19 protein-coding genes and 1 pseudogene are annotated in these 26,255 nt (G+C 53.5%); 11 read left to right on the top strand and 9 right to left on the bottom strand.

Features of this window, described 5'->3' with window-relative positions:
- Positions 1–59 precede the first annotated feature (59 nt).
- The 3 genes and pseudogenes from ACY1JZ_RS14185 to ACY1JZ_RS14175 all read left to right on the top strand — a co-directional run.
- Entirely contained in the window at positions 60–731 is a 672-nt protein-coding gene (locus ACY1JZ_RS14185; protein ID WP_462629728.1) for a FadR/GntR family transcriptional regulator, read from the top strand.
- A gap of 64 nt (positions 732–795) precedes the next feature.
- Positions 796–2,076, top strand: coding sequence for a CynX/NimT family MFS transporter (locus ACY1JZ_RS14180; protein WP_462629726.1), 1,281 nt, complete (start codon positions 796–798; stop codon positions 2,074–2,076).
- Positions 2,077–2,133: 57 nt separating this feature from the next.
- Positions 2,134–2,417, top strand: a pseudogene (locus tag ACY1JZ_RS14175) (transposase); the annotation flags it as partial.
- 298 nt (positions 2,418–2,715) lie between these two features.
- Here ACY1JZ_RS14175 and ACY1JZ_RS14170 read toward each other — a convergent pair.
- From ACY1JZ_RS14170 to ACY1JZ_RS14160, 3 genes are read right to left on the bottom strand one after another with little or no spacing between them, the layout of a single operon-like run.
- A complete protein-coding gene (locus ACY1JZ_RS14170; protein ID WP_462629725.1) occupies positions 2,716–3,453 on the bottom strand; it encodes a GAP family protein in 738 nt (245 codons plus the stop codon).
- A gap of 54 nt (positions 3,454–3,507) precedes the next feature.
- The gene (locus ACY1JZ_RS14165) at positions 3,508–3,984 is read right to left on the bottom strand and encodes a hypothetical protein (protein WP_270169207.1); all 477 of its coding nucleotides are present in this window, start codon (positions 3,982–3,984) and stop codon (positions 3,508–3,510) included.
- Positions 3,971–4,762 carry a MerR family transcriptional regulator gene (locus ACY1JZ_RS14160; protein WP_270169205.1) on the bottom strand — a complete coding sequence of 264 codons (792 nt, stop codon included), beginning with the start codon at positions 4,760–4,762 and terminating at the stop codon, positions 3,971–3,973. Before ACY1JZ_RS14160 ends, ACY1JZ_RS14165 begins: the two co-directional genes overlap by 14 nt.
- A 325-nt stretch (positions 4,763–5,087) precedes the next feature.
- Between ACY1JZ_RS14160 and ACY1JZ_RS14155 the strand changes: the two genes are divergently transcribed.
- Positions 5,088–7,325 carry a carboxylesterase/lipase family protein gene (locus ACY1JZ_RS14155; RefSeq protein ID WP_462629722.1) on the top strand — a complete coding sequence of 746 codons (2,238 nt, stop codon included), beginning with the start codon at positions 5,088–5,090 and terminating at the stop codon, positions 7,323–7,325.
- 452 nt (positions 7,326–7,777) lie between these two features.
- Here the strand turns inward: ACY1JZ_RS14155 and ACY1JZ_RS14150 are convergent, their stop codons facing one another.
- Entirely contained in the window at positions 7,778–8,065 is a 288-nt protein-coding gene (locus ACY1JZ_RS14150) for a hypothetical protein (RefSeq protein ID WP_462629721.1), read from the bottom strand.
- 623 nt (positions 8,066–8,688) lie between these two features.
- Between ACY1JZ_RS14150 and spoVV the strand changes: the two genes are divergently transcribed.
- The 6 genes from spoVV to queF all read left to right on the top strand — a co-directional run bounded on the left by spoVV (position 8,689) and on the right by queF (position 13,304).
- Entirely contained in the window at positions 8,689–9,747 is a 1,059-nt protein-coding gene (gene spoVV, locus ACY1JZ_RS14145; RefSeq protein WP_462629719.1) for a dipicolinic acid transporter SpoVV, read from the top strand.
- Positions 9,748–9,833: 86 nt separating this feature from the next.
- Positions 9,834–10,643, top strand: coding sequence for an NAD kinase (locus ACY1JZ_RS14140; protein ID WP_462629718.1), 810 nt, complete (start codon positions 9,834–9,836; stop codon positions 10,641–10,643).
- A gap of 250 nt (positions 10,644–10,893) precedes the next feature.
- Positions 10,894–11,565: a 7-cyano-7-deazaguanine synthase QueC gene (queC, locus tag ACY1JZ_RS14135; protein WP_462629974.1), complete on the top strand. Its 672-nt coding sequence runs from the start codon at positions 10,894–10,896 to the stop codon at positions 11,563–11,565.
- Positions 11,562–11,999: a 6-pyruvoyl trahydropterin synthase family protein gene (locus ACY1JZ_RS14130; protein ID WP_270169200.1), complete on the top strand. Its 438-nt coding sequence runs from the start codon at positions 11,562–11,564 to the stop codon at positions 11,997–11,999. The genes queC and ACY1JZ_RS14130 overlap by 4 nt, the downstream gene beginning before the upstream one ends.
- Entirely contained in the window at positions 11,996–12,724 is a 729-nt protein-coding gene (gene queE, locus ACY1JZ_RS14125) for a 7-carboxy-7-deazaguanine synthase QueE (protein ID WP_462629717.1), read from the top strand. Before ACY1JZ_RS14130 ends, queE begins: the two co-directional genes overlap by 4 nt.
- A 79-nt stretch (positions 12,725–12,803) precedes the next feature.
- Positions 12,804–13,304: a preQ(1) synthase gene (queF, locus tag ACY1JZ_RS14120; protein WP_462629716.1), complete on the top strand. Its 501-nt coding sequence runs from the start codon at positions 12,804–12,806 to the stop codon at positions 13,302–13,304.
- A 339-nt stretch (positions 13,305–13,643) separates the two neighbouring features.
- Here the strand turns inward: queF and ACY1JZ_RS14115 are convergent, their stop codons facing one another.
- Complete coding sequence (locus ACY1JZ_RS14115; protein ID WP_462629715.1) at positions 13,644–15,104, bottom strand: YutD family protein; 1,461 nt, start codon at positions 15,102–15,104, stop codon at positions 13,644–13,646.
- A gap of 19 nt (positions 15,105–15,123) precedes the next feature.
- Positions 15,124–16,017 (bottom strand): lipoyl synthase, encoded by an 894-nt coding sequence (gene lipA, locus ACY1JZ_RS14110; RefSeq protein WP_270169195.1) that lies wholly within the window; start codon positions 16,015–16,017, stop codon positions 15,124–15,126.
- A 227-nt stretch (positions 16,018–16,244) separates the two neighbouring features.
- On the opposite strand from lipA, the gene ACY1JZ_RS14105 reads away from it, so the two are divergent.
- Positions 16,245–17,327: a M23 family metallopeptidase gene (locus ACY1JZ_RS14105; RefSeq protein ID WP_462629714.1), complete on the top strand. Its 1,083-nt coding sequence runs from the start codon at positions 16,245–16,247 to the stop codon at positions 17,325–17,327.
- A 166-nt stretch (positions 17,328–17,493) separates the two neighbouring features.
- Here the strand turns inward: ACY1JZ_RS14105 and ACY1JZ_RS14100 are convergent, their stop codons facing one another.
- The 3 genes from ACY1JZ_RS14100 to ACY1JZ_RS14090 form a co-directional block, all read right to left on the bottom strand.
- Positions 17,494–18,750 carry a methyl-accepting chemotaxis protein gene (locus tag ACY1JZ_RS14100; RefSeq protein WP_462629713.1) on the bottom strand — a complete coding sequence of 419 codons (1,257 nt, stop codon included), beginning with the start codon at positions 18,748–18,750 and terminating at the stop codon, positions 17,494–17,496.
- Positions 18,751–18,881: 131 nt separating this feature from the next.
- Positions 18,882–19,226, bottom strand: a complete 345-nt coding sequence (locus ACY1JZ_RS14095; RefSeq protein ID WP_270169192.1) for a hypothetical protein — start codon at positions 19,224–19,226, stop codon at positions 18,882–18,884.
- A 114-nt stretch (positions 19,227–19,340) separates the two neighbouring features.
- A complete protein-coding gene (locus ACY1JZ_RS14090) occupies positions 19,341–26,225 on the bottom strand; it encodes a non-ribosomal peptide synthetase (protein ID WP_462629712.1) in 6,885 nt (2,294 codons plus the stop codon).
- Between the last annotated feature and the right edge of the window lie 30 nt (positions 26,226–26,255).

Here is a 26,255-nt window from a genome sequence, read left to right as displayed (position 1 = left end):
CTGATATAATAATACCAATATACCAAACATCCTACGTTTAATGATGAGGAGTGATACTTTTGTTAATACAGACTCAACGTTTGACTCTGGTCGAACAGGTCGCTTGCCAAATTCAGGCGAAGATTGAAAACAACGAGTGGCAGGTGGGGATGCGGATTCCGCCTGAGCCCGAACTGATGGCACAACTTCAAGTTAGCCGCAATACCTTAAGGGAAGCAATTCGAGCTCTGACTTATGCAGGGCTGCTGAAGACCAGGCAAGGAGATGGAACGTATGTCTGCTCATCTAGCGTTCTGGGGGCAGTTATCGAGAAGGTCATTCAACATACAGATAGACTTGAGAGCTTGGAAGTTCGATATGCACTGGAAAGAGAAGCGGCAATCCTGGCTGCAGCCAGAAGGCGCGAGGAGGATCTGGATGCCCTTCGCACCTGTCTGGAACAATGTAGACAGGCTGCTGACCTACAAGACCTCAAAGCTTATGCTCACTGGGATGTCGCTTTTCATAAGAGTGTGATTGCCGCTTCACACAACACACTCATGTCAAGTTTGTATAACCATATTTCTGAGGCATTGCAGCACACAATATTAGAAACAACCGACTTGAACAATGAAAAGATTTATTACGACTCACATACGCGGCTCTATCAAGCTATTGTTGAGCAAAATGGTCAGAAAGCTGAAGAAGCTGTTCGCGCCTATATTGAACAAGCTCGCGCCTCACTGAGTTAATACACAATGTTCTCGCTCAAGGACATCTTTGTATACTTGAAAGCCACATCCGGGAGGAAGCCAAATGGATGCACCCAAACCATCACTCGATCAACATCGTACCATCTCCAACAACCAATCTCGTATACCACTGAAGCGCTGGCTCTTAATCATCGGTATTATTATTGTCGCTGCAAACTTGCGTACTCCTCTCACCTCAGTCGGCTCTTTGGTCAGTCTGATTCGAGACGACTTATGGCTCTCAAACACGCTGGCTGGCTTAATCACCACCGTTCCACTCGTTGCCTTTGCTTTGCTGTCTCCCTTTATTCCGAAATTAGGAAGAAGGTATGGGATAGAACGTTCGATTCTGATTTCCCTTATTATATTGACCATCGGCATCATGATTCGCTCGTTATCAGGCGTGGCCACCTTGTATATCGGAACTGCTCTACTAGGGCTTGCGATCACCGTATGTAATGTCTTGCTGCCGAGCCTCATTAAACGCGAATTCCCGAAGCACATGGGTTCGATGACAGGTATTTATTCTGTTTCTATGAATTTATGTGGCGCCATCGCCTCAGGGATCAGCATTCCCCTAGCTGTAGGTGCAGGATTGAGCTGGCAAGGCGCTCTAGGCATATGGGGCGTACTTAGCATGATTTCCATTCTATTTTGGCTGCCACAGCTCAAAGCTTCAGCCAAACCCGTATCGATCGCAAGTAATCAAGCGGGCAAGCAGCCAATGAAGATATGGCGATCTGGGTTAGCATGGCAAGTTACACTCTTTATGGGGATACAATCTATCATCTTCTATGTATTAGTCGCTTGGCTTCCTGAAATCCTCCAAAGTCAGGGCATTGGTTCAAGTCAATCAGGGTGGTATCTCTCCATTCTGATCATGGCTTCCCTTCCCTGTGCCTTTATCGTTCCTATCGTAGCGGGGCGCATGCGTAACCAGTATTTATTAGTCATTATGACATCCGTTTCACTTGTGATCGGCTCACTTGGTCTTGTCTATAGCAGTATCTATTGGTTAGCGATCTGGGTGATAATCCTGGGGCTAGGTGGTGGCTCTGCCTTCGGCTTATCAATGATGTTCTTCGGCCTGCGCACTCGAAACGCCCTCCAGGCAGCTGAACTATCTGCAATGGCACAGTCCATCGGATATTTACTGGCGGCATTAGGTCCGGCATTCATTGGATTTCTACACGATGTCACTCATGGTTGGGGCCTTCCTCTGATGCTGTTGGTTGTTGCGTCTGCACTACTTGGTGTGATTGGTTTGGGTGCAGCCAGAAATCGGTTCGTTGATTCTGGAGACTGTAACAACCAAGCTATAGTTGAGTATAAACGTTCGAAATAATGTGAGAGAATCTTGAGTCTGCGTTCCCATTGGATAACGCGACCACTGATTGTTAAGTCCTGGCGTAAGAATTGGGAGGAGTTATCCACCTTCTTCAAGTAACTCCAGAAATTCGTAAGCTCATTTATACGACGAACATCATCGAAGGCTACCACCGCCAGCTACGTAAGGTGACAAAGGGCAAGAGCATTTTCCTTCCGATGAAGCCTTGCTCAAGATGCTCTATCTCTCTACGATGGATGTTGTTCGCAAATGGACAGGCCGGGTACAGAATTGGGGGACAGATGCTTCTCCAACTCTCCGTCTTCTTTCCAGATCGGGTCGGGCAACATTTAAGCTGAGGGGGAAGTCGCCCCCTCGGGGGCTTTATCGCCTAATTCCGTTTACACAAAATTCTTGACAGACCCGTTGAAAAGTTCAACCGCTAATTTTTAGATTGAGCCCAATTTTAATGGCTGAATTTTCGGATCTTACATATTCATCAAGCTGTGCCTCTATGCGAGGTAAGTAGGTAATAATAGTATCATTGGGTTGATATTGAAATACCCTTATTCCATTTAACCAATCCTTGGATAAATCTGTATGATCATGGGCTCTTTGCGTGAAACTTGAACCCACCTCCATTATTACGCCAATGAATCAACCGACCCACCCTAGATCATAAATAGCGTTCGCAGTTAATAGAAAGCCAACAATGCCAATAACCCAGGCTGTGGTACTTTGGGCGCTTTTTACTAACCATCTATCTAATCTGACAAGAGGTCGCTTCAATGTACGATAAGCGATAAGTCGTCCGATTAGCAGAACAAACGCAGGTACAACCATGACGATACAATAACCGAATAACAGGATGCCGGACATCGGCCATGAAGGCCCCTCAGAAGCTATAAGACCAATCGCCGCCAGGTAGGGGAGCATTGTTGCTAATTCAAGTACGACAGCGGTCAGCGCAAGTCCGATTAGCATAGCGATAGAGCCTTGGCTGGAAACTGAATCGCCCATAACACGATTTCTCCACTTTAAAATACGACCCTCTCCTCTTGCTGCCCGTTCCGCAGCAAGTGCACGCGCTTTTTTCGTATCCATAAGCTGGCTAACCACCATTAACACGATTCCTAAAGTGATTTGCCCATACAGAAATGAATGGGATTCAAGCAATGAACCATATCTGTTTAGAAACGCGTCAGCACTAAACATGATCATTAGACCTGCCAAAAAGTAAAATCCCACAACTGTGGACAAGTAAATAAAAAATCTGCCTACTCGAACACGTTGAGAAGTCATAAGTAGCCAAATGGGTATCAACAGTGTACCGAAACTTGTGGAATCAATTAATGCCAGCACGACAAGGCTTGACAGCAAGGCTGTAAATAACATAATGGTTCCCCCTTTTTTGTATTAAACCGCTTATCTGGAGAAACGCTCCTACGTTCATCCCGGACCCAGACGGAAGGTCTTCTCACAAACGGCCTGCGCCCTATCTCCTCTAGATCTATGATTCGCTACCACTTCACCGTCATAAAGAATGGTACAGCTTATCCAACTGGCATCGTCAGCTTTTTCTGCCTTGACCTGTGTGGAAGTCAGCGGTATAAATGCGTCTTTGGAAACGGCAAATTCCTCTCTATAGGGAACGTCGATGGAATCGAAATAAACGCTTTCTGGAGTCTTACGAGCATTTATGTCTACCTCAAGATCAGTTGCTGAATCGCCATCACTTTCGATGACTACCTCTACAATGATGACATCAGAATCCTTACCCATTTCCTCTTTCGATTCCTCACCCGTCATTCCATCAATCGTGTCCTTTGCTATTCCGCAAGCTGACAACATAAGCAATACACCAATCAGTAAAACCAGGTGCCCCATGTGCTTTTTTATAAACCATGCTTGTCTATTTTTCTTCATGTCGTTCGTCCTCTCTCTGCTTTAGAAAAAAGCTGATCATTTCATCTATATAAGCCATGAATTCGCTATCCATCCCCATCACTACGGGCTCCTCACCATTAGCAGGCCTTATTAGTTCCCAATATTTATCTAATAGCTGTTCATCACCTTCAAATAGCTCTAATGTCTTCTCATACAAATGACCAGCGACGACTTGAGCTTCTGAAGAGTATGGAGATGCCGGCATCATATCGCTTACTTGTTGAAGAATCGCCAAAATTTCTTCCATTCGACTATCATTACTCCCCATAACAGGTAAACGGTTAAGTATGCTCCTTTCCCTTGAAGTTAACGGCAAATCATCACTAAATTCGGCCGGTACCTTACCTTCTATAAGAGGGCGATCATTCAGCGCCTCAATAACCAGTAATAAATCTTTTACACCACTCGTTCCCTTAAGTTGAATGGCATGAATGGTTGATTTAAGATAATACTGTTTACGGCTTAATTCTTCTTTTTTCTGTTCAATAAGCTCTATTTGTTCATTTAAAGAAGCTATCCAATTATCGCTTTCTTTCGTATAGTTTTGATTTTGGAATAGTTCTTTAATTTGTTCTAATGTATAGCCAATCGATTTCAACAACAGAATTTTTTGAAGGTAAAGTACGGCAATCTCGTCGTAATAGCGATACCCGTTTTCTGAAACAAGTGTGGGTTGTAACAATCCAATTTGTTCGTAGTAATAAAGTGTTCTTTTGCTGATACTTGCTTTTTGCGCTAATTCTCCAACTCGTATCATGGTTTACTGCTCCTTCCTCAAAGTCATTATAAACAATAACGTATGCGTTATTGTAAAGCGATTTACTCATAAAATATACCTATGTGCTTAAAAGGGGAGAAATCCACATTTTGCGTGATGCCCGTACAAAAAGCGCCATACTTTCGGACGTGTTTCCAGATCGCGTACAGAAATTTGCTTACTTTCCAGTACTCCAGGCTGCCTCATGATATGTCGGAATACCACATCCCGAATGTCGGAATAGTCGTAGTGGCTGTGAGCGGAAGCAGCTATCATAGGGACAGAGAGAGCCATCCTGATTCTTTCAGACGGGGGAGACAAGAAGATGAAGTCAACAGTGAAGCGTGTGTTAACAGGTGTAATCGGGCTGGCGATCGCGGCCGCCCCGCTCTTGGGCGGCATCGCGGCTTCTGGCGCCGAACGAGCGGCAGCCACGGATTCCGTGCAGCAGTTGGTCGCAGCAGGGCTGATCAAGGGGGACGGCCAGGGGATATCCAGCCGTTACTGGAGCAAGGAAGCGACAAGAGCACAAGCTGCGATGCTGTTCGTCCGGCTGAAGGGTGTCGAGGCGGAGGCGCTGGCGTATGACGGTGCAGCAGCCTTCACTGATGCTGCGGAGGCTGGCAAATATCTCGCGCCGGTCGTGAATTATCTGAAGGCGCACCCGCATCTCGGCTGGATGGCTGAGGATGATCGGTTCGAGCCACAGCGTCAGGTGACCGCGGCCGAATATGCCTCTGTGCTGCTGAAGGCGCTCGGGTATGAAGCAGGAACAGACTACGAGGCGGATGATGTGTTGGCCTATGCCGCTGACAAGGGCATGACGGCGCTGCAGAGGAAGGGAAGCTTGACTAATCTGCAGCTAGCAGAGGCGACCGCCCAAGCGATGCAGGTTCAGCTCAAGTATGAGCAGCGCACGCTGCAAGCGAGCTGGCAAGCTGCTGCGCAGGCCCCTGCCTATGAGGCGAGCACACGCATTACGACTAAGTACGGTGTCCTAGAGGGCGCAGCAGATGAGAAGACGGGCACGCTGCATTGGCTGGGTGTTCCATATGCCGAGCCGCCGATTGGCGAGCTGCGCTGGCAAGTCCCTCAGGAGCCTCAGCGCTGGGAGGGTGTGAAGCAGGCGACCGATTACGCGCCTGTCTGCTTGCAGCTATCCGGCGGCAAGACCGTCGGCAGCGAGGACTGCCTGAATCTGAACATCTGGCGTCCGGCAACGGACAGCTCCAAGCTGCCTGTGCTGTTGTTCGTGCATGGCGGCGGCAATATGACCGGCTCCAGCAAAGAATTCCCAGGGGATGTGCTGGCAGCAGCTACGAACAGCATCGTCATCTCGATCGAGTACCGGCTGGGCGCGATGGGCTTCCTGCACCACCCTGCGCTGCAGTCTGGCGATGCGGTGCGTGACTCCGGCAACTTTGGCCTGCTCGACATCTTCCAGTCCTTGCGCTGGGTGCAGGACAATATTGCCGCACTTGGGGGCGATCCACATAACGTGACACTGTCCGGGCAATCTGCGGGCGGACGTGATGTGATGGCTGCCGTCATCTCCCCGCTTGGCGAGGGACTGTTCCATCGGGCATTCGTGCTGAGCGGCGGTATGACGACAGCCTCAACAGCCGAAGGCGATGCCAAGGCGTCTGCCGCACTGGTCAAGCTTGCTATGGCAGACGGTCACGGTGCCGATGAAGCAGCAGCACGCGCATGGCTGGACAGCCAGACAGCAGCTCAGCTATCGGCCTACATGAGAAGCCTGCCAGCAGACAAGCTGGTCACGGAATTCGGCAGCACGGCGATACGCATGGCACCGTTCCCGCATCTATTCCGGGACGGCACCGTCATCCCGGAGAAGGGCTTCGATGTAATCTCCTCTGGCCAATATGCGAAGGTACCGATGATTCTCGGCAGCACGCAGACAGAGTTCTCCGCCTTTGCCTTCGGCGACCCAGCCTTCTCGTCTGCCATTAATGACGGCTCGCTTCTGAAGGACGAGAGGAAGTCTGCCCAATACGCGGCGGCTGTCTATTATGGAAGCCAGCTCTACAGCAGCTTCAATGTGGAGCGGGCGGCGGAACGGCTAACTGCGGTGAACGACCAGCCGCCAGTCTATGCCTATCGCTTCGCATGGGGAGAGCAGGACGGGGTCATCTCCGCTGACCTGCAGAAGCTGCTGGGCGCAACGCATGGCGCAGATATGGCATTTGTGACGGGGCAAAGCATCGGAATTGCGGCTTATTTCCCGAAAGGGTACTTCAGTGAGGCGAATGCTCGAGGGCGGGCCGAGCTGGTACAGGCGATTCAGGCTTATCTGCAAGGCTTCCTCTATACGGGCCATCCCGGCAGTGTGAACGGAATGACCTGGACGCCATGGCAGGCGCAAGCGGGTGCGCTGCGTATCCTGCGCCTGGATGCTTCGAATGAACAGGCAGATATTGCAATGTCGGAGGAGTATGTGAAGAAGGAAGAGGTGCTTGCCCGCATGGAGCAAGAGCTGGCACAGGATCAGGAGACACTGAAGCTGCTGAAGGATAACGTGTTGGCGGGACGTTTTTTCTGGTAAGGCAGACAGATATTAAGCTTAGGTTGACCATTCCGATACGGAACGATTGACCTTCGTCCAGGCATGTCCTCCAACCGTTCAAGGGGAACCGTTTACCGCCTCTTCGCCCTGTGCTGCGTGGCGTTCCTCTTGACGTACCTCCAGGTACGCCTGAGAGAGCATGCCTTGCCAGAACGGAAGTTCGATAACACTAGGGCGTGTCTGAAAACTCTGAACGGAACAGATCTGGCCGAATTTTCGTTCCAGGCAAGGCGCTTTTTCGCAGGCGTACCGGGGGTACGTCAAGAAAAAGCAACGCAGCATGAGGCGAAAAGGCAGGGAGAGATGCCCTTGAACGGGGAGTTTGAAGACACACCCTGGTTCTATTTCCCTATGCTTGTTCGTTGCACGCTCTAGTTGCGCGTTACATGACTGCCGCAGACAGATGCAAGGCATCCCCTCCAGCATTCCGTTTAGGAGTTCAGGAATCCGCCAAGCTTGCTGCCTGCGGCCTTAACGAGCAGCTCCTTCCACGAGCCGAACTGACTGATGGAACGCACGAAGCTGTCGAGCTTATCTAGCGGCAATTTGTCAAAATCTACAATGCTGCTAACATCGAACCCACTCTTCTCGATGAATTCCTTTACGGTGTTCAAGGTCGTATTGTTTTTGATAAAAGCATCCGTTAAAACCTCATCCAGCTTAATATGGTTCAAGTCCACGCCCAATTTTCCAGCCAAATCATTCAATTTACCAAACATCGCGTTTCCTCCATCCTGTCTATTAGGTATTGATACTATAGCTACCGCACCTGCGGGGCTGCGCGCTGCCTTGGCAGCCGTCACCCCTCAATTATCTTCCAATTCCAATCCTTTAGCAAGCAGATCGACTATATACCTGGCCTAATATGAGCCGCCGCACTGGACCCTTCTCACGATCAAAAAAAGATGCTGTACCCGCACTCGTGCAGGCACAGCATCCCTCATTACCACAATACAGCATCTATGTTCAGTAGCTTCCCCAGTCTTCTTCCGATTCCATGAGGGACTGCCGGATTACATATACAAACAAGCAAACGAGTATGCCAGCGATTAGGCTCATTATCATCACTCCTACACTCGGTATAGTTCTATTGTAGCATATACACTGTAAAAACACATCCGATTTTGCAAGCGTTTTCTAAAATTTTATGCACAATGCCTTGCCCTCATTCCTCCTCCCTGCCAAGGCTTGCCTGAGCTACTGGGCGGGTAAAGCTGTACTCTTGCTTCAGCGTACTTCTCCATCGGGGATAAAGCGGATAAAATGGAGATATTTGTCCCGCAGCGTTCATATAGATGAAGTACATGTCCACTCTCACTCCCACAGATCAGGAGGGCAAGCGATGCTCCGTTACATGCTACATCCGGTTACTCTCGTCTCTGCCGGGGCGCTGGCCTTGACATTGCTGCTGGCCTCGTTCCCGCAAGCTTCACTAACCGCAGCCATACGCGGCATCTCGATCTGGTGGGAGGTGCTATTCCCTGCACTCTTCCCGTTCTTCGTCATCTCCGAGCTGCTGCTCGGCTTCGGCATCGTCCATTTCTTCGGTACGCTGCTTGATCCGTTGATGCGTCCTTTGTTCCGCATTCCCGGCAGCGGCGGCTTCGTGATGACGATGGGCTTCGTCGCCGGCTATCCGATCGGCGCCAGACTGACCGCCCAGCTCTATGAGCAAAAGCTGATCGGCCGCGTCGAAGGAGAACGGCTCGTGGCACTCACGACGAGCTCCGATCCGATCTTCCTCATTGGCGCTGTTGCAGTCGGGTTCTTCCATAACGCGGCGCTCGTTCCTGTGCTCGCATCCGCGCACTATGGCGGCTCTATCCTGATCGGCCTGCTGATGCGCTTCCATGGCCGGAGTGAGCAGGCACCGTCTCCAGCCTCCACCGCCTCCGGCCAGCCACGCCTAACCGCGGCGCTTACCGCCATGCACCGCGCCCGGCTGGCGGACGGCCGCCCGCTTGGGCAGTTGCTGAGCGATGCAATTGCAGCCGCGCTGCGGCTAATGATGGTTGTCGGCGGGCTGGTCGTCTTCTTCTCGGTGATGATGGAGGGGATGACGAGCGCTGGAGCTATTCCCATCCTGGCCTCGCTAGTGCAGACCGTATTCGCGCTGATCGGCTTGCCAGAGGCGCTCAGTCCTGCTGTCATCAACGGATTATTCGAGGTGACGCTCGGAGTGAAGACAGCCGCCTCTGGCTCTGCCCTGCTGATGCATCAGACCGCAATTGCAGCGTGGGTGCTATCGTGGGGAGGACTGTCCGTTCATGCGCAGGTGGTCAGCCTGCTCAGCCGGACAGGGATGCGCTACAAGCCGTTCCTGCTCGCTCGCTTCATCCATGGCTTTATTGCCACGCTGCTCGTCTATGCACTATGGGGCTGGATGGGACCTTCCATGTAACATTCCTTGGATGTAACATTGTATTCCATGCCATTTTCAGCTATCATCATAGATATACATGAAGTAACGGAAGGAGTCTATTCGACTTGAAATATGCTTTATTAGACCGTGGCGACAAGCTTTCCGAGCAGCTTGCAGGGCGGTTTCACCAATTGGCGGCGGACAAGGGCTTCGTACATGATTCCGAATCACCGGAGATGGTCATCTCCATCGGTGGAGACGGGACGTTGCTGCATGCCTTTCATACCTTCTTGCACCGAATTCAGGAGGTCGCCTTCATCGGTGTGCATACGGGTCATCTCGGCTTCTATGCCGACTGGCAAGCCAATGAATTGGACGAATTGGTCGAGCTGATGGCTACCGCCTCGCCCAAGCGTATTCTCTACCCGCTCGCCCAGATTGAGGTCGAGACCTCGGATGGATCAATCAGCTACCTGGCGCTGAACGAGTTCACGCTCAAGGGAGTCGATGGGACGCTGGTGGCGCAGATTAATGTTAATGATGAGATGTTCGAGATGTTCCGGGGAGACGGAATTGTCATCTCGACACCGACTGGCAGTACAGCCTATAACAAGAGTGTCGGCGGCGCGATCATTCATCCCTCCATCCCGTCGCTGCAGATTGCAGAGATTGCTTCGATTAACAATCGGGTATACCGGACGCTCGGCTCTTCGGTCATTCTTCCTCAGCATCATCATTGTGACATTATCTCGCGCAAGGAGCAGCGACTGGTGCTGAACATTGACCATCTGAACATTCAGCGCGATGACATCCAGGCGATTCGCTGCAGCGTCTCCAGCAGCCAGATCTGCTTCGCCAGATACCGTCCGTTCCCATTCTGGAATCGGGTGAGAGAGGCCTTCCTCGGGTATGACCTGACAGAGGGAGAACGCTAATCAATTAAGATGCCGATAAGAATTACCAGTACACAAACAGGTTGGATTATGTTATAGTACCTGTTATTGGCTACTAACGCCTCCATTCATTGGGGCGCATCATAGGAAATCCGCTGACGGCTCCGGGCATCTGTTGCAGATGTACCCCGAGCTCGCGGGAGAGGTTTTTTAGCTACCCTCTATAAAAAACTAAGGAGAGACGGTGTCCTTGGGATGCCGTTTTTTTCTGTACAAAGGAGAATCGAAGCAAGTGAACAAGCGGGATGAAAAAGCAATCGTTGTGTTTAGCGGCGGACAAGACAGCACGACCTGCCTCTTATGGGCAATACAGCGCTATCGAGAGGTCGAGGCGGTCACCTTCAACTACGGGCAGCGCCACAAGCAGGAGCTGGAATGCGCAGCGGAGATCGCCAGCCATTACGGAATCGTCCACCATGTGCTGGACTTGTCTCTGCTGAACCAGCTCGCTCCTAATGCGCTGACACGAGAGGATATTGCGATTGAAGCCACAGAGGGCAGCCTGCCCACAACCTTTGTCGATGGACGCAATCTGCTGTTCCTGTCCTTTGCCGCTGTGCTGGCCAAGCAGCGCGGGGCTCATCACATTATTACAGGCGTCTGTGAGACCGACTTTAGCGGCTATCCGGATTGCAGGGACGTCTTCATCAAATCGCTGAACGTCACGCTCAATCTATCGATGGACTATTTCTTCGTCATCGAGACACCGCTCATGTGGCTGGACAAAGCGGCGACATGGGGGCTGGCCGATGAGCTGGGTGCGCTCGATTACATCCGTGAGCATACCCTAACCTGCTATAACGGCATCATCGGAGATGGCTGCGGAGAATGCCCTGCCTGCAAGCTGCGCAATCAAGGGCTGCAGCGCTACATGCTTGGCAAGTCAGGAGGGGGAGCGCAATGATCCAGCAGCTTTATCCTTCCGTCTCTCATCCCTATTGCTATGAGCTGAACAAGGATGTGCAGTTTGCAGCAGCTCACTATATCCCGAGCGATAAGGCGGGGAAGTGCCGCCAACTGCATGGCCATACCTACTTCGCTAATATTACGATTGCCGGCGACCAACTGGACGCGCTCGGCTTTCTGGTTAACTTTGCAGTGATCAAGCGTCTCATCCATGACCGCTTCGATCATACGCTGCTTAATGAAGATGAACGCTTCAGTGATGAGCCAGCGGGGCCGTTCCCTAGCTCAGAGATGCTGGCTCGGGTCATCGCCGAGCTGGTTCAGGCGCATCTGGACACGCTGCCGCATCAGCCCGTGTGTGTTCAGGTGTATTTGCGGGAGACACCCACCAGCTACGTGATCTATCGTCCCAAGCGCGAGGTGGCGCTATGACTGCACGCTTTCCGGTGATGGAAATCTTCGGGCCTACGATTCAGGGCGAAGGACGGGTTATCGGCCGCAAGACGATGTTCGTGCGCACCGCCGGCTGCGACTATAGCTGTAGCTGGTGCGATTCCGCCTTCACCTGGGACGGTACGGGCAAGGAGGAGATCGAGTGGCTCAGCACCCTGGACATTATGGAACGGCTGCTGCTGCTGGATGCCCGCGGCTGTGGACATGTGACGCTCTCCGGCGGCAATCCGGCGCTACTGAAGCATCTGGGCGAGCTGGTTGACGCGCTGCATCGCCATCAGATAGAGGTTGCGCTCGAGACACAGGGCAGCCGCTGGCAGGAGTGGTTTCTGCAGATCGACCAATTGACGATCTCGCCGAAGCCACCCAGTTCGGGGATGCAGACCGATTGGGGCGTGCTTGACGACCTGATCGGACGACTTGTCTCTAGCTCTCACCCGGATGTGAGTCTTAAAGTGGTTCTATTCGATGAGGCCGACCTGGACTATGCCATCCAGGTGCATCAGCGCTACCCGTCGTTGCCGTTCTATGTACAAGCCGGCAATGACGATCTGAGCGAAGCGGATAACGGCAAGCTGCTGCTGCGCCAGTTAGCTCGTTACGAACAATGGGTTGAACGAATTATGAGCACCCCGCAGTTGCGCCAAGTCAGTGTGCTGCCGCAGCTTCATACCTGGCTATGGGGCAACAAACGCGGCGTCTAGCCTTCGCGGCGGGTTGCGCGGATGTGTATATCTCATATCGATAGACATGTGGTAAGGAAAGGAAAGGAAGGAAACATACATGACCCAAGGAAGAACAAAGCAAGAGCTGGAGGGCATTAGCCTGCTCGGAAATCAGGGGACGGTGTATCCAAGCACCTATTCGCCTGAATTACTGGAGACATTCGAGAATAAGCATCCGAATCGGGATTATATGGTCAAGTTCAATTGTCCAGAGTTCACCAGCCTGTGTCCGATGACGGGGCAGCCTGATTTTGCCGCCATCTATATCTCCTATATTCCAGATCGGCTGATGGTCGAGAGCAAATCGCTCAAGCTGTACCTGTTCAGCTTTCGCAATCACGGCGACTTTCATGAGGATTGCATCAATACCATAATGAACGATCTGATTGCCTTAATGAATCCGCGATACATCGAGATCTGGGGGAAATTCACACCGCGCGGCGGCATCTCGATCGATCCGTATTGCAATTGGGGTCAACCGGGAACCCGATTTGAGGCGATGGCCGAGCATCGGCTCATGAACCATGATCTGTATCCCGAAAATATTAACAACCGTTAGACACACACTCGTTCGCCCCAGCAACGATAGCAGCACATTAACGGCAGCACGCAAGCGCCCACAAGCGTAGATGGTTGCTGCCGCCATTGGGGAGCAAGTCTCGTTTCGCTTACATTCAGATTAGAAGAACATATGAGGTAGAACACTTATAAATTTATGGCTCAACCTAATAATCAGTGCTTGACAGAAAACAGAGCTTAGCGGAGGGGCGGAGAGATTCTGGAGGGGCTTTAACAGCGATCGGATGAACCCTCTGTCCCGTAGCGTCTCATCTCGGCCCAAGTCAAGCACTGTTTTCTGGTTTGAGCCAAATTTATAGAATAAAAAAACCGGCGACCCCTATTGAGGGGTATCGCCGGTTTTTACAGCTTCACGGGATGTCGATGGCTGCTGCTTCATATCCTTAGGCTTGGGCCGACCTTCGCTGTCACCGCGGTCACGCTGGACATCACGAGCCTGCCCCCTGTCCTTTCCCTTGGAGAAGCCGGCAGGCCGCTGCTTATCTCTGCCAAAGCCGCGCGCACTAGCGGTTGAATCCTTGTCAGATGAGGTATTCTTGCCCGGCTGGGACACTCTGTGCTGCCCCCTATCCTGGGTCGCCTCGCGTCTGCCGCTCTCCGTGGCAGATGGCTCGCGACCGGAAGGCTTGACAGCTCCAGCCTCATGAGCAGTCTGCCTGGCAGTCGCCCCGGCGCTTGGCTCACCGGATACTTCTCTTGCAGCGGTATGAGGGGCGGACTTTCCTCGCTCTCGCCCTTCGACTCCACGAGCTTCCTTATTCAAGCTCTTGTGCTGGGATGCGGCATGCTTGTCCGCTTGCTTCGCAGACGGCTGCCCCCCATCTCTACCTCGGGCGCCATAAGAGCCACTGCTCCTTCCGCCGCCTGACACGGAATCAGCAGCAGTATCTCTCATCCTGCTCCTGTTCCGTTGTCCTTGTTCTCTGCCCGCGTCCTTGTGCCCGCCATGCTGCGCCGTATGGTCATTCACGGGCTCCGCTTTATCGGCGGCCGAAGCCTGATCTGGCTTCCTGTCTGCTCCGCCGTGAGAAGGGTCGCGGAGGTTACGGCCAGGGCGTCCGCTCTGGTTCAATTCGCGATCGATTCCTTTAATAGCTACGGATTGTGCTTCCTCGCGCTCAGTTCCTCCGGCGTGTACAGCCGCAGCGACATCGTGCGCTTCCTCTTGCCCATCAGACTGATCTTGCCCAGGCGAAGCTTGAGCTACATCAGACGAATCAGTGTCATGCTGCTCCGCACGCTCAGGCATCTCCTTAGTCAGCACACGCTCGGCTATGCTGTGCTCCAACTGAGGTGATTCCTTCCCGGCTTCGGAAGCCGCCGCATCGTCAGCTTGCAGGGACTCATTAGGCTCTGCCGCGCCGCGAGCCTCCCTGGCGTGATCCTGCCGCGCAGGCAAGGATTCCGCCACGCCATCCTCATCGCCGAGCTGCGTCTCATGCGCCTCATCCTGCAGTTCGTCTCGGGAATGATCTCCGCCGGCACCGTCGCCAGGCTGCTTCTTGGGAGATGGCAGCTTCTGCAGCATGAAGTAGGCACAGCCAAAATTGCAATATTCATTAATATAATCCACGATGGATGAATAACTGGAATCCTTGCCCGCCTTAGGATGCCCATCCTTGAAAAAACCCTTCAGCCGAAGCTGATTATAGCCCCAGTCCCCGATAATATAGTCATATCGTTCCAGCACGTCACTGTATCGGTTGCGGAAAGCTTCGGCATTCCAAGCGTTCTTGTGCTCATATAACAATTCATATGATCTGCCGCTAACTTGAATCAAAGCTTCCCCTCCTTCGTTATTAGGTTGCGGTCTGAGCCTGGGACGCAGACTGAACCTGCTCATGCGCATGGTAGGAGCTGCGTACCAATGGAGCAGACTCGACGTGACTGAAGCCACGAGCCAGTCCCTCCTGCTTCAGCTTGGCGAACTCATCCGGGTGCACATAGCGCTCAATGGCAATATGGCTTTGCGTAGGCTGCAAATATTGACCAAGCGTCAAAATATTGCAATCGACAGCGCGCAGGTCGTCCATCGCCTGCAATATCTCATCCCACTCCTCGCCAAGCCCTAGCATGATGCTGGATTTCGTCGGAATATTCGGCTGCATCTCCTTCGCCCGGCGAAGCAGCTCCAGTGAACGCGCATATTTGGCCTTCGCCCTCACCCGATCAGAGAGACGGGCAACCGTCTCGATATTGTGATTGAGAATATCCGGCTTAGCATCCATCACCGCCTGCAACGCGTCCCAATTGCCAAGAAAATCAGGAATCAGCACTTCTACACTGCACAGCGGCAAGCGCTTGCGAATCGCATGAATCGTCCCTACGAAGATCGACGCGCCTCCATCCTTCAGATCGTCCCGAGCTACCGATGTCACTACACAATGGCGCAATCCCATCTGCTCAGCAGCTTCCGCCACACGCTCCGGCTCCTGCAGATCCAGCTCTGTAGGCATGCCCGTCTTGACTGCGCAGAACCGACAGGCGCGAGTACATGTATCACCAAGAATCATAAAAGTAGCCGTTCTGTTCGCCCAGCACTCATAGATATTCGGGCAACGCGCTTCCTCACAGACGCTATGGAGCGTCTTGGAGCGCATCATTTCTTTCAATTCAGCATAGTTTCCGTCGGTCGTAAGCTTTATACGAAGCCAGTCAGGCTTGGCCAGCGGCTCTCTTTGTTTCGTCTTCATGAAAGGCATACCTGCTTCCTGAGCAAGCGCATGCAGCGCCCGAGTTTTAAATTTCTCTCCCCATTATAACATGAATCGGATAAAATCCAATGAGTTGCAAATGATAACTAACAGCAAGGAGGTGAACCCGACTGAAACTATCCGAATGGCTCGTTCTATTCAGGCAATGGCTGCCAAACAAGCGGCCTGCACGACCTGCACTGCCTGCTCTACCTGCAACTTCCCCCATGGCCAGGATCACTCCTGCACGGCAGTGGCTACAGCGTACAGCCGTGTTGCTTAGCTGTGCGCTGCTGTGTAGCGGAGCTGCTCCCCTGGCTTCTGCAGCAGGTCAAGCCTCGGCAGTGAGAAGCGTACAGGCAACAGCCGAACCATCTGGCAAGCTGTCCGCCAAGGAGCTGCTGAAGCAGCGAAGGGAGCTGCTCGACAGTTGGAGCGCGATCACGGGCATTCCGTGGTTCCGGCTTGCAGCCATCGACCAATACGAGCGCACGCTCAACAAGGCTTTGCCCAAGAAACGAATGGCCACCAGCGATCGTCTAGCCATCTTTATCCCCCATGAACAGTGGGCAGGCCCGCTCAACCCCGACCCGGAGGATAGCATGCCTGTATCGATCCGATACTTTAATGGTGTCGGGGTCGATGGCGATGGCGACGGACTCGCCAGCCGTACTAGCGAGCAGGATGTATTACAGGCCGTGGCGGGACATTATGAGAAGTATGGACCAAGCGACCAGAGCTTTGCACTCGCACTATGGGATTACTACCACAATAGCCGGGCCGTTCAGCGGATACAGCAGTTCGCTAGTTTGTATGAGCGTTATGGACGACTGGAGCTCTTCGATCATGCTTTTCCGCTGCCGATCAGCAGCGACTATTCCTATCGTAGCACCTGGGGCTACAAGCGAGGCTGGGGCGGGCGCAGAATTCATGAAGGAACAGACATCTTTGCCAACTACGGCGTTCCTGTTCGCAGCACCTCCTATGGTGTAGTGGAGATGAAAGGCTGGAACCGTTATGGCGGCTGGCGAGTCGGTATTCGCGACATCGATAACATCTACCATTATTATGCCCACCTGTCCGGCTTTGAGAAAGGGTTGGCAGTCGGCAATATCGTCGAGCCGGGCCAAGTGATTGGCTGGGTTGGCAGCTCCGGATATGGCAAGCCAGGAACCCAGGGCAAATTCCCGCCGCATCTGCATTATGGCATTTACCGCGATCGCGGGTTGATAGAATGGGCATTTGATCCCTACCCGCTGTTGCGCCATTGGGAGCAGAACGAGAACGCACGGCTGCGTAAGAACAGATAGGCTGCCGCCTGTATGTTTCTCACGTTGATGCAGCGCCCTTGTCTCTGGGCGAGGTCTGGCGCCGCTTTGTGTGGATAGGCATCAACAAAAGGACAGGCCTGACGCGAGGCTACTGAAAACGTTGGAGTGTTTCAGTGGCCTCGCCCGCGCCTGTCCTTTATGCAGTTTACTGCTCGCTGTTGTTCCCCGCGCGATACTGCTCCAGCAGCGCACGCAGCTCATCGGATATACGGTTCATATGCTCCGCCGACAGGTTGATTTGCTCCAGCGTCACATGGTGCTCCTCTACAGCCTGCGTTACATTTTTCATCTCGGAGGTCGTTTTCTTGGCAATCTTCTCGGTACGGCGAATCGTATCGGTCAGTTGCTCGGAGCTGGCTGCAATCTCTTCCACCGCCGACGATACCTCCTGCACTTGACCCGCAACCTCTCCAATAGAAATCTGGATGAAGGAGAAGGAATCTCCCGCTTCATTAACCGCCTTATATCCCCCCTCTACTACTTGGGCAACTTGTTCTGTAGAAGCAACCGTCTGCTCTGTTTCCTCCTGAATAAATGCGATTACTTTCGCTACCTGCTTGGCCGATTGTGCAGATTGCTCTGCCAGCTTCCGAACCTCACTGGCGATCACTGAGAAGCCACGACCCTGTTCACCGACTCGTGCAGCCTCTATAGCGGCATTAAGCGCAAGCAGATGCGTCTGATCTGCAATTTCTCGAATAATAGTAATGAAAGATCCAATCTCATGCGAGCTTTCCCGCAGCTTATTCATTCGACCCACCAGCGAAGCGACAGTGGAATGAATCGCATCCATTTGCCCCATTGCTGTCTGTATCGCCTGCTGTCCAGTGGTCGTCTTCACTGAGGTCTCGTTGGCAGCCGTCGCCACTTCATCTGCGCTCTCCGCGATATGATGAATCGCATTGGCGATCTCGACGATCATGCTGGAGCTCAACTCAATCATGGAGGCCTGCTGATCATTCTCTGAGGCGACCTCAATTGTCGTCTCGCGAATCATATCTGAGACGTAGAATGCCATCTCCGTATTGGCTCTGACCTGCTGCACAGCGCCGGCAAGCAAGGTGAAATGCTCTTGCGTCTGCTCAGCCAGTTCGGCACGGCCTTCAGCATCGCCTGTGACAGTAATTGAAGCTGTCCCTGCAACCTCTGCTTGCTCTTGCGCCGTTGCATTCGCTCCTCCCGTTACGACACCGGAACGAACAGCCTGCTTCATTAACCATTGGGCAATATAGTAGGCGGACGGAGCGATCACGGCAACATGGATGACAAGGGCAGCAACAGCGGGTATATTCAGCAGCCAGCAGAGAAGATTGACGGCGATAACGACGCCCGCAAGCATTCCCGCGCCTTGCAAGACAATGAATCGATATGAAGTATGGTTGTTCCCGTTATTGTCTCTCATAGGAGTATCTCCGTTCACCTTCCTAGTGGATTCCAAGAGCAGCCGAAACATCCTGAGCCTCTTCGGCCATCCCTTGCTGACAAAGAAAAAGCCGCCCGCTGCACGATTACAACGGGCGCTTCGTTAACGCCCTAGCTTCTCAGGTACGCTTCCGCATCTTCCAGTTTTTCAAAGGATACGACCACATCTCCAAACATCCGTTTCATTTGCAGCTTGGATACGGCAGAACCGGTGTAATACGCCCACTTGGTCAGCCCCTTCTGAACAGAAAGCTCGCCCAGCGGCCCTAGATCGGACGCTACATCTGGCGTGAACAGCTTGCCTTGGCTAAGATCTGTCAGTCCAGTGAAGCCCGGCTTTACCGTCTCCATCAGCTTGGTGAAATCGTTGATGTACGATTGGACATTTTCCTTCGTAATTTCGGTGACTTTAACTGTGACTCGATTAAGTGCAGCATCATAAATAAGTTCGTACATTATTTTCGCCTCCGCAATTTGTTATAGATGTCTTCGACAAAAGGATATACAATAAATGCCGATTTGTAAAGAAACTTTTGTCTTATTTTGAATGAATTTGTCGAATTGTGTAGATTAGGATGATATAAAATGCACTTTTTTGCAATAATTGAACATTTTATCAATCTCCTGTTGACTCAGCAGTGGCCAATGGAATCCTATTCTTCCCAGAATATAATCCGTCCGGGAGGAGAAAATCTCGAATTGCGTTGCGAATGCGGTCTCTTCCATCCAGCCGTAATGGAGCATAATATTTTCGACAGCAGCCGTATCCCCCGCATCCTCATTGCTCACAGCCAGCTCATCGATGAAGGCATCGAAGGACAGCAGCGCTACCTTCTTGCCTAGCGGATTAGCAGCTATGACCTGACCGATGCTTGCCACATTCGGGTTAGCGAGATGGAACGTCTCATTCACCAGCTCCTGACAGTCCGCCAGCATGAGCACCGCCTTGCTCAGTGCATCCACATAGGTGAAATCAATCTCCAGTCCGTCCATAGGTGCCTTGCCCAGCTCCAGAAACGACTTGATCAGTGTGTAGAAGGCATTGTCCCCGATATTTTCCTGGAATCGGCCAGTCTCTGACTGGAACACAATATTGCCCAGTCGATAGATGCTGGCGCGGAGCCCGCGCTCTCTAGCCGCGACGACCAATCGTTCCGCTTCAAACTTCGTCTTGGCATAATAATTCTCGAACTGCTGGCCTATATCCAGATCATCCTCGCTATAGCACACCTGGCTCCGCCCAGGGACGACCCCCGTAGCCACCCCAAGCGTGGACATATGATGCATATCCTTGCGCTTGCCGGCGAGAGCGAATTCGAGCAGCCTGGCGGTCGCTGTCACATTTTGCAGCTCAAACTCGGCATAATTGCCATAGTGCTTCACATTGGCAGCCGCATGCAGGATGGCATCCGCCTCCTGCTGCAGCACGGCATACTGCGCCGAAGTCAGCCCGAGCCGTTCCTGTGTTATATCTCCAGCATAGACATGGATTCGGCTCTTATGCCGCTCGAACCAGCCCTCTCCAAAGTAGAATGCGCACTTGCTTCTCAGTCTTGCAGTTGCCTGCTCCTCTGAGGAGCCTCGAACAATCGCATGCACAGTCCATGTCTTGGTCTCCATCGCCTCATACAGCAGATGGATGCCCAGATAGCCCGTTGCCCCTGTCAACAGTACATCGCCATAGCCCATCGTCCGCGTGCCATCGAGTCCCTCATAGCGCTTGCCTGCCTGTTCATACGCCGCCCGCTCCTGCGCATGGTTGGCATGCTTGAGCCTCTCTTGGGACTGCTTGACCTGCTCCAGCACCGCCTGCATATGCCCGGACTTCGGCTGCAGTCTGGCAGCCAGCTCAGCAATCGTCTGATACTCAAACAGATCATTCATGCGAATCTCATACTGCTGCTGCAATCTGCCCGCAACCGAGATCGCCTTGAGCGAATGGCCTCCCAGCTCGAAGAAATTATCATGTATGCCGACCTCCGACAGTTGCAGCACCTCGCACCACACCTGAGCAATGGCGTGCTCCGTCTCTGTAGATGGCGGGATGAGCACTTCACTGCGCGCATGCGACGCAGCAGGCTCCGGCAGCGCCTTGCGATCTGTCTTGCCGTTGGGCGTCAGAGGCATCTTGGGCAGTTGTACGAAGTGAGACGGAATCATGTAATCTGGCAGCGATGTGCCGACATGTGCCCGCAGCTCGGATACTGGCAGCTCGCCTGACGCAACAACATATGCGCACAAATATTTGCCTCCCTTGCCATCATCCTTGGCAATAACGATCGTCTCTGTGACGGAGGGATGATTCAGCAGACAGTTCTCCACCTCGCCCAGCTCGATGCGGAAGCCGCGTATTTTGACCTGATGATCCAGCCGACCCAGAAATTCAATCGTCCCCTCATTCGTCCAGCGCGCCAGATCACCGGTCTTGTACATGATGCCGCCGGATACGAACGGATTGGTCACGTAGCGCTCCGCGGTCATTTCTTCATTATTATAGTACCCTCTCCCGACATTATGGCCTGCAATGTACAGCTCTCCAGCGGCCATAACGGGCTGCGGCTGCATCCTCTCATTCACAATATAGATCTGTGTATTGGCGATCGGCCTGCCGATCGGCGGCAGCTCGGGAATATCGCCTGCAGGATCGATCGTATACGCCGTCACAACATGCGTCTCCGAAGGGCCGTAGTGATTATGCAGATAGACACCGCGTAGCCGCAGATGCTCACGGAATTTCTCCGGCACGATTAACTGCTCCCCGGCCGTAATGACATGCTTGACCGACGACGGGAACCGATCGGCATACGCCTTCTCATTCAGTATGAACTTGAGGAAGGATACTGGCATGAACAATATCTCAATCTGCCGCTCCTCGATGACCGTCAGCAGCTCGCCCACATTCATCCGCAGCTCGTTCGTGATCAGATGCAGTGTGCCGCCTGCCGCCAGTGTCGACCAGATCTCCTGCGAGCAGACATCGAAGCTGATCGTCGTGAATTGCAGCACATGACCGCTGTAATCGACATTGGTGTCCTGATACACATAGAAGAGCAGATTGACGATATTGCGATGCTCGATCATGACGCCCTTAGGCTTGCCAGTCGTACCCGAGGTATAGATGACATATAGCAAATCATGCGGCTCGTTCACATGCAGCAGATTGGCGTTCTGCTTGCTATATGCTTCTTCCTGATCAATCAACAGGATCTCGCCGCCGAAGGACAGCTTACCTGCGAGTGCCTCCTGGGTGAGCAGCAGCCGCGTGCGGCTGTTCTCCAGCATATAGGCCACCCGCTCCTGTGGATATTCGGGATCAATCGGTACGTAAGCTCCGCCCGCCTTCAATATTGCCAGCAGCCCTACAACCATCTCCAGCGAGCGCTCGACCATCAGGCCGACGATCTCGTCCCGACCGACTCCTCTACGCCGCAGCGTATGCGCCAGTTGATTGGCCCGCTCATTCAGTTGCCTGTAGGTCAGCGATCTGCAGCCGAATACAAGGGCGGTCTTATCCGGTGTCCGTTCCGCCTGCCGCTCGAACAATTGGTGAATGGTCAACTCCTGCGGATAGGCCGCTGCGGTCGCATTCAGTCCACACACGATCTGGTGGGTGTCCTCTGCACTCAGCAGTGCCAGCTCGCTCAGCAGTCTGTCCGGGTGGATGATGGCATCAGCTAGCAGCCGCACATAGCGGTCGCCAAGCGCCTCCATCTCCTCACGATCAAACAGCGCAGTGCTATATTGCAGGTCAATTCGCAGACCATCTGCCTCCTCGTTCACATCCACCAGCAGATCATACTTGGCGATAGGATGAACATAGCGATGAACCGCTGTCTTAGCTCCCGCAAGCTTGAGCTCTAGCTGCCCTGTATTCTGCATGACGAACAGTGTATCGAACAGCAGATTGCGGCTCGGATCACGCTTGGCATTCAGCGAGCGAACCAGCTCCTCCAGCTCATAATCCTGATGCTCGAAGGTATCCAGCAGCGCCGATCTCACCTCGTTCAGGAATCCTGCGAACGTCTTGCCACGCTCGGGATAGCAGCGAACCGGCAGCGTATTGACCAGCATGCCCACCAGCCTCAGGGCATCCTCATGCATGCGTCCTGCGACAGGAACACCGGTGATAATGTCCTCCTGATTCGTATAGCGGAACAACAGCGTCTGATAAGCGGCGAACAAGACCATGTACAGCGTCGCTCCCCGCTCAGCGGCGAACCGCTTAAGCTGCATTACCGTATCCTTAGGCAATTGCAGGGAGATCGTATCTCCATCATAGCTCAGCTTCGCCGGGCGCTCCTTGGACGAAGGAAGCTGTAGAATCGGCAGCTCTCCAGACAGCGTCCGCGCCCAATATTCGGCGGCATTCGGCCTATATGGCTGGCGCTCCTCGCGGTTGCACCATACCGCATAATCTGAGAATCCAATTCGAAGCTCCGGCAGACTCTCTCCGTTGTACAGGCTGGACAGCTCCTCAAAGAGCAGATTCGCCGAGATGCCGTCGACAATGATATGGTGAACGTCAATCAGCAGCACCCTTCGCTCAGGCGAGAGCCGGAAGAGCCACGCCCGCAACAACGGCGCTGAAGACAGATCGAACGGCTGTATGCACGCGCGAAGGCTGGCATCCAGCTCCTGCTCGGAAACATCCATCTGTAGCAGCTCGAATGGCACATCCGTATGCACTCGCTGAACAATCTCATCCCGCTCCCAGTGCAGGGAGGTCCGCAGCGCGTCATGCCTGGCAATCAGAGCACGCAGCGACTGCTCCAGCCTCTCATGGCTTACCTCGCCATCGATACGGAACACGAATGGCGCATTATACGCCGTACCGACCTGCTCCATCTGCTCGATGAAGTACAGCCTGCGCTGAGCGGGAGCTACCGGATAGACCTCGCTGACCGGCGCTCTGGCGATCGGCTCCATCATTGCCGTGGTCGCCTCCACTTGGGCTCCTCCCGATACAGCCTGCTGGCGAAGCAGCTCCGCGCACAGCCATTCCGCCTGCTCCCTCACCGTGATGCGCTCATACAGCATGGACACCGGCACGCGCATGGCGAGGCTGCGCTCCAGCTTCGTCTGCAGCATCGCCGCCTTCAAGGAGTCTCCTCCGAGCTCGAAGAAGGACTCGCAGGCTCCGATCCCCCCGGCGCCGAGCACCTCCTGCCAGCGAGTAGCCACCATGACCTCCAGCTCACCCTGCGGCTCCTCCTTCGTCTCCAGCTCCCGTTCTCCTGCTGGAGATGGAAGCGGCAGCGCCCGCCTGTCTACCTTGCCGTTGGCTGTGAGCGGCAGCGCCTCTAATTGAAGCAGCTTGGCCGGAATCATATAATTCGGGAGCTGCTCCGCCGCGAAGGCCGCCAGCTCGCTGGCCGCCAGCTCTCTATCCGCTACATAGTAGCCGCATAGATACTTCGCGCCCAAGGCATCCTCACGATCGATTACGATCGTCTCCAAGACAGCCTCATGCTGGAGCAGCCGGTGCTCGATCTCGCCGATCTCGATGCGGAAGCCGCGAATCTTCACCTGATGGTCGATGCGACCGAGAAATTCCACTGTCCCTTGCTCTGTCCACCGAGCCAGGTCGCCTGTACGGTACATTCTGCCGCCTGCGGCAAGCGGGCTAGGAGCGAACTTCTCCGCCGTCATCTCCGGCTGATTCAGATAACCTCGCGCAAGCCCATCGCCAGAGATGCACAGCTCGCCTGGAATGCCAATCGGCTGCAACTGCCCGAAGGCATCCACAATATGGAGCCGCGAGTTGTGAACCGGATAGCCGATCGGAATATTCGAGGACAGCGCCGTGACCGGGTACGCGGTCGTGACCACCGTATTCTCCGTCGGGCCATAGCAATTGTACAGTGTGTAGGTCTGCTTGCGGAACGTCTTGAGCTTGTCTCCTCCAGTCAACAGCACCCTTAGAGATGGCAGCTCACGCTCCATGAATTGCTCACAGAACTGTGTAGGCAAAAATCCGATCGTAATGTCCTGCTCCACACAATATCGCTGGAGCTCCCCGGCATCCAGCCGCAGCTCCTCCGGCAGGAGGTGAATCGCAGCGCCAACGAGCAGATAAGGGAAGATCTCCCATACCGAAGCATCAAAGCCAAAGCCCGCATACTTGATCGCGCGATCCTGGTCGCTTACTTCAAATTCTCTCTGATGCCAGGTACAGAGATTGATGAGCGAACGATGCTCAACCATGACCCCCTTCGGCCTGCCTGTTGAACCTGAGGTATAGATCACATAGGCAAGATCATCCGGCTGTGCCTGCCTGTCCAGCAGATCATCCGCACCCTGCCGAGCTTCGTTCTCCCAAGTGACCGTCCCCTGAGTGGCTGCCCCTGCCTGCACAGCCTCGGCCGCGCATAGAATCTCCCCATCGAACCCGGACAAGCCGTCCCTCGGCATTCCAGGCTCGATGACACACAGCCGTGTACCGCTATCCTGCAGCATGTAAGCGATACGATCGGCAGGATACGCCGGATCAATCGGAAGATACGCCGCCCCCGTCTTCAAGATCGCCAGTACGCCCGTCAGCATCTCCAGTGAAGGCGAGGCCATAATTCCGACGATCTGTCCCGGCTCGGCTCCTCTGCGCCGCAGTTGCCATGCCAGGCATTCCGCCCGCTCATTCAGCTCCTGGTAGGTTAGCCGTTCTCCCCGGCATACTGCTGCCGTAAGATGCGGCGCACGCGCCACCTGCTCCTCGAAGAGTGCATGTACGGTCGTATCGGACGGATACGCCATATCCGTCGAGTTCCAACTGGCAAGCAGCTCACACTCCTCCGCCGTCAGTAGCTCCACATGTCCAAGCGGAAGCTGTGGCGTATGCAGCCACGCCATGATCACATGGCGCAGATGCCCTGCCAGGCGGTGGATAAATGGCTGTGCAAAAAAGGCTGGCGCATATAGCACTTCCAGCTTCCCATCATCATATTGAATAATCAGATCGTATCGATGCTTCAGCTCTTCCGCAGGCACGCCCTTTCCCAGCAGCAGTCCCGTATTCAAGCTAGGCATCTCCCCTCCCAGGCCACATAGCTCTGTGGTCTCCTTCAGGGATAGAGCCGAACGCTCCCTGTCTGCAAGCTCAGCATGAGCCTGCAGCATATGGGTATGTATCGGCGCATTAGCATCTGTATGTATAATAAATGGAACCGTATGTTCTGCCGAACGAATGACTGCAAAAGCCGTCTGCTCCATTCGCAAGTATCTGCTCAGCAGTGCGCTCCAGGCACCACATAAGAGCGATTCATTATTTACCCCTCCCCATTCACAAGCCTCGTGAAGCTGCGCTTTATCCTCCATGAGCCATGAGTCTATGGACTCATGCTTCCATTGCTTATCCTGTGATGCAGCCGAATATAGCCTCAAAATCGAAGGCTCCCCCAGCAAGTCAAGCTCATTTGTCCATTTCGTCCGGTTCCATGCCTTTGCTTCCAACTGGTTCATTTTCATTGCTCCTTTTGAGTGTGTATGAGA

The sequence above is a fragment of the Paenibacillus sp. J5 genome, from assembly GCF_054955055.1.
This window is presented reverse-complemented; position numbering and strand designations above follow the sequence as displayed.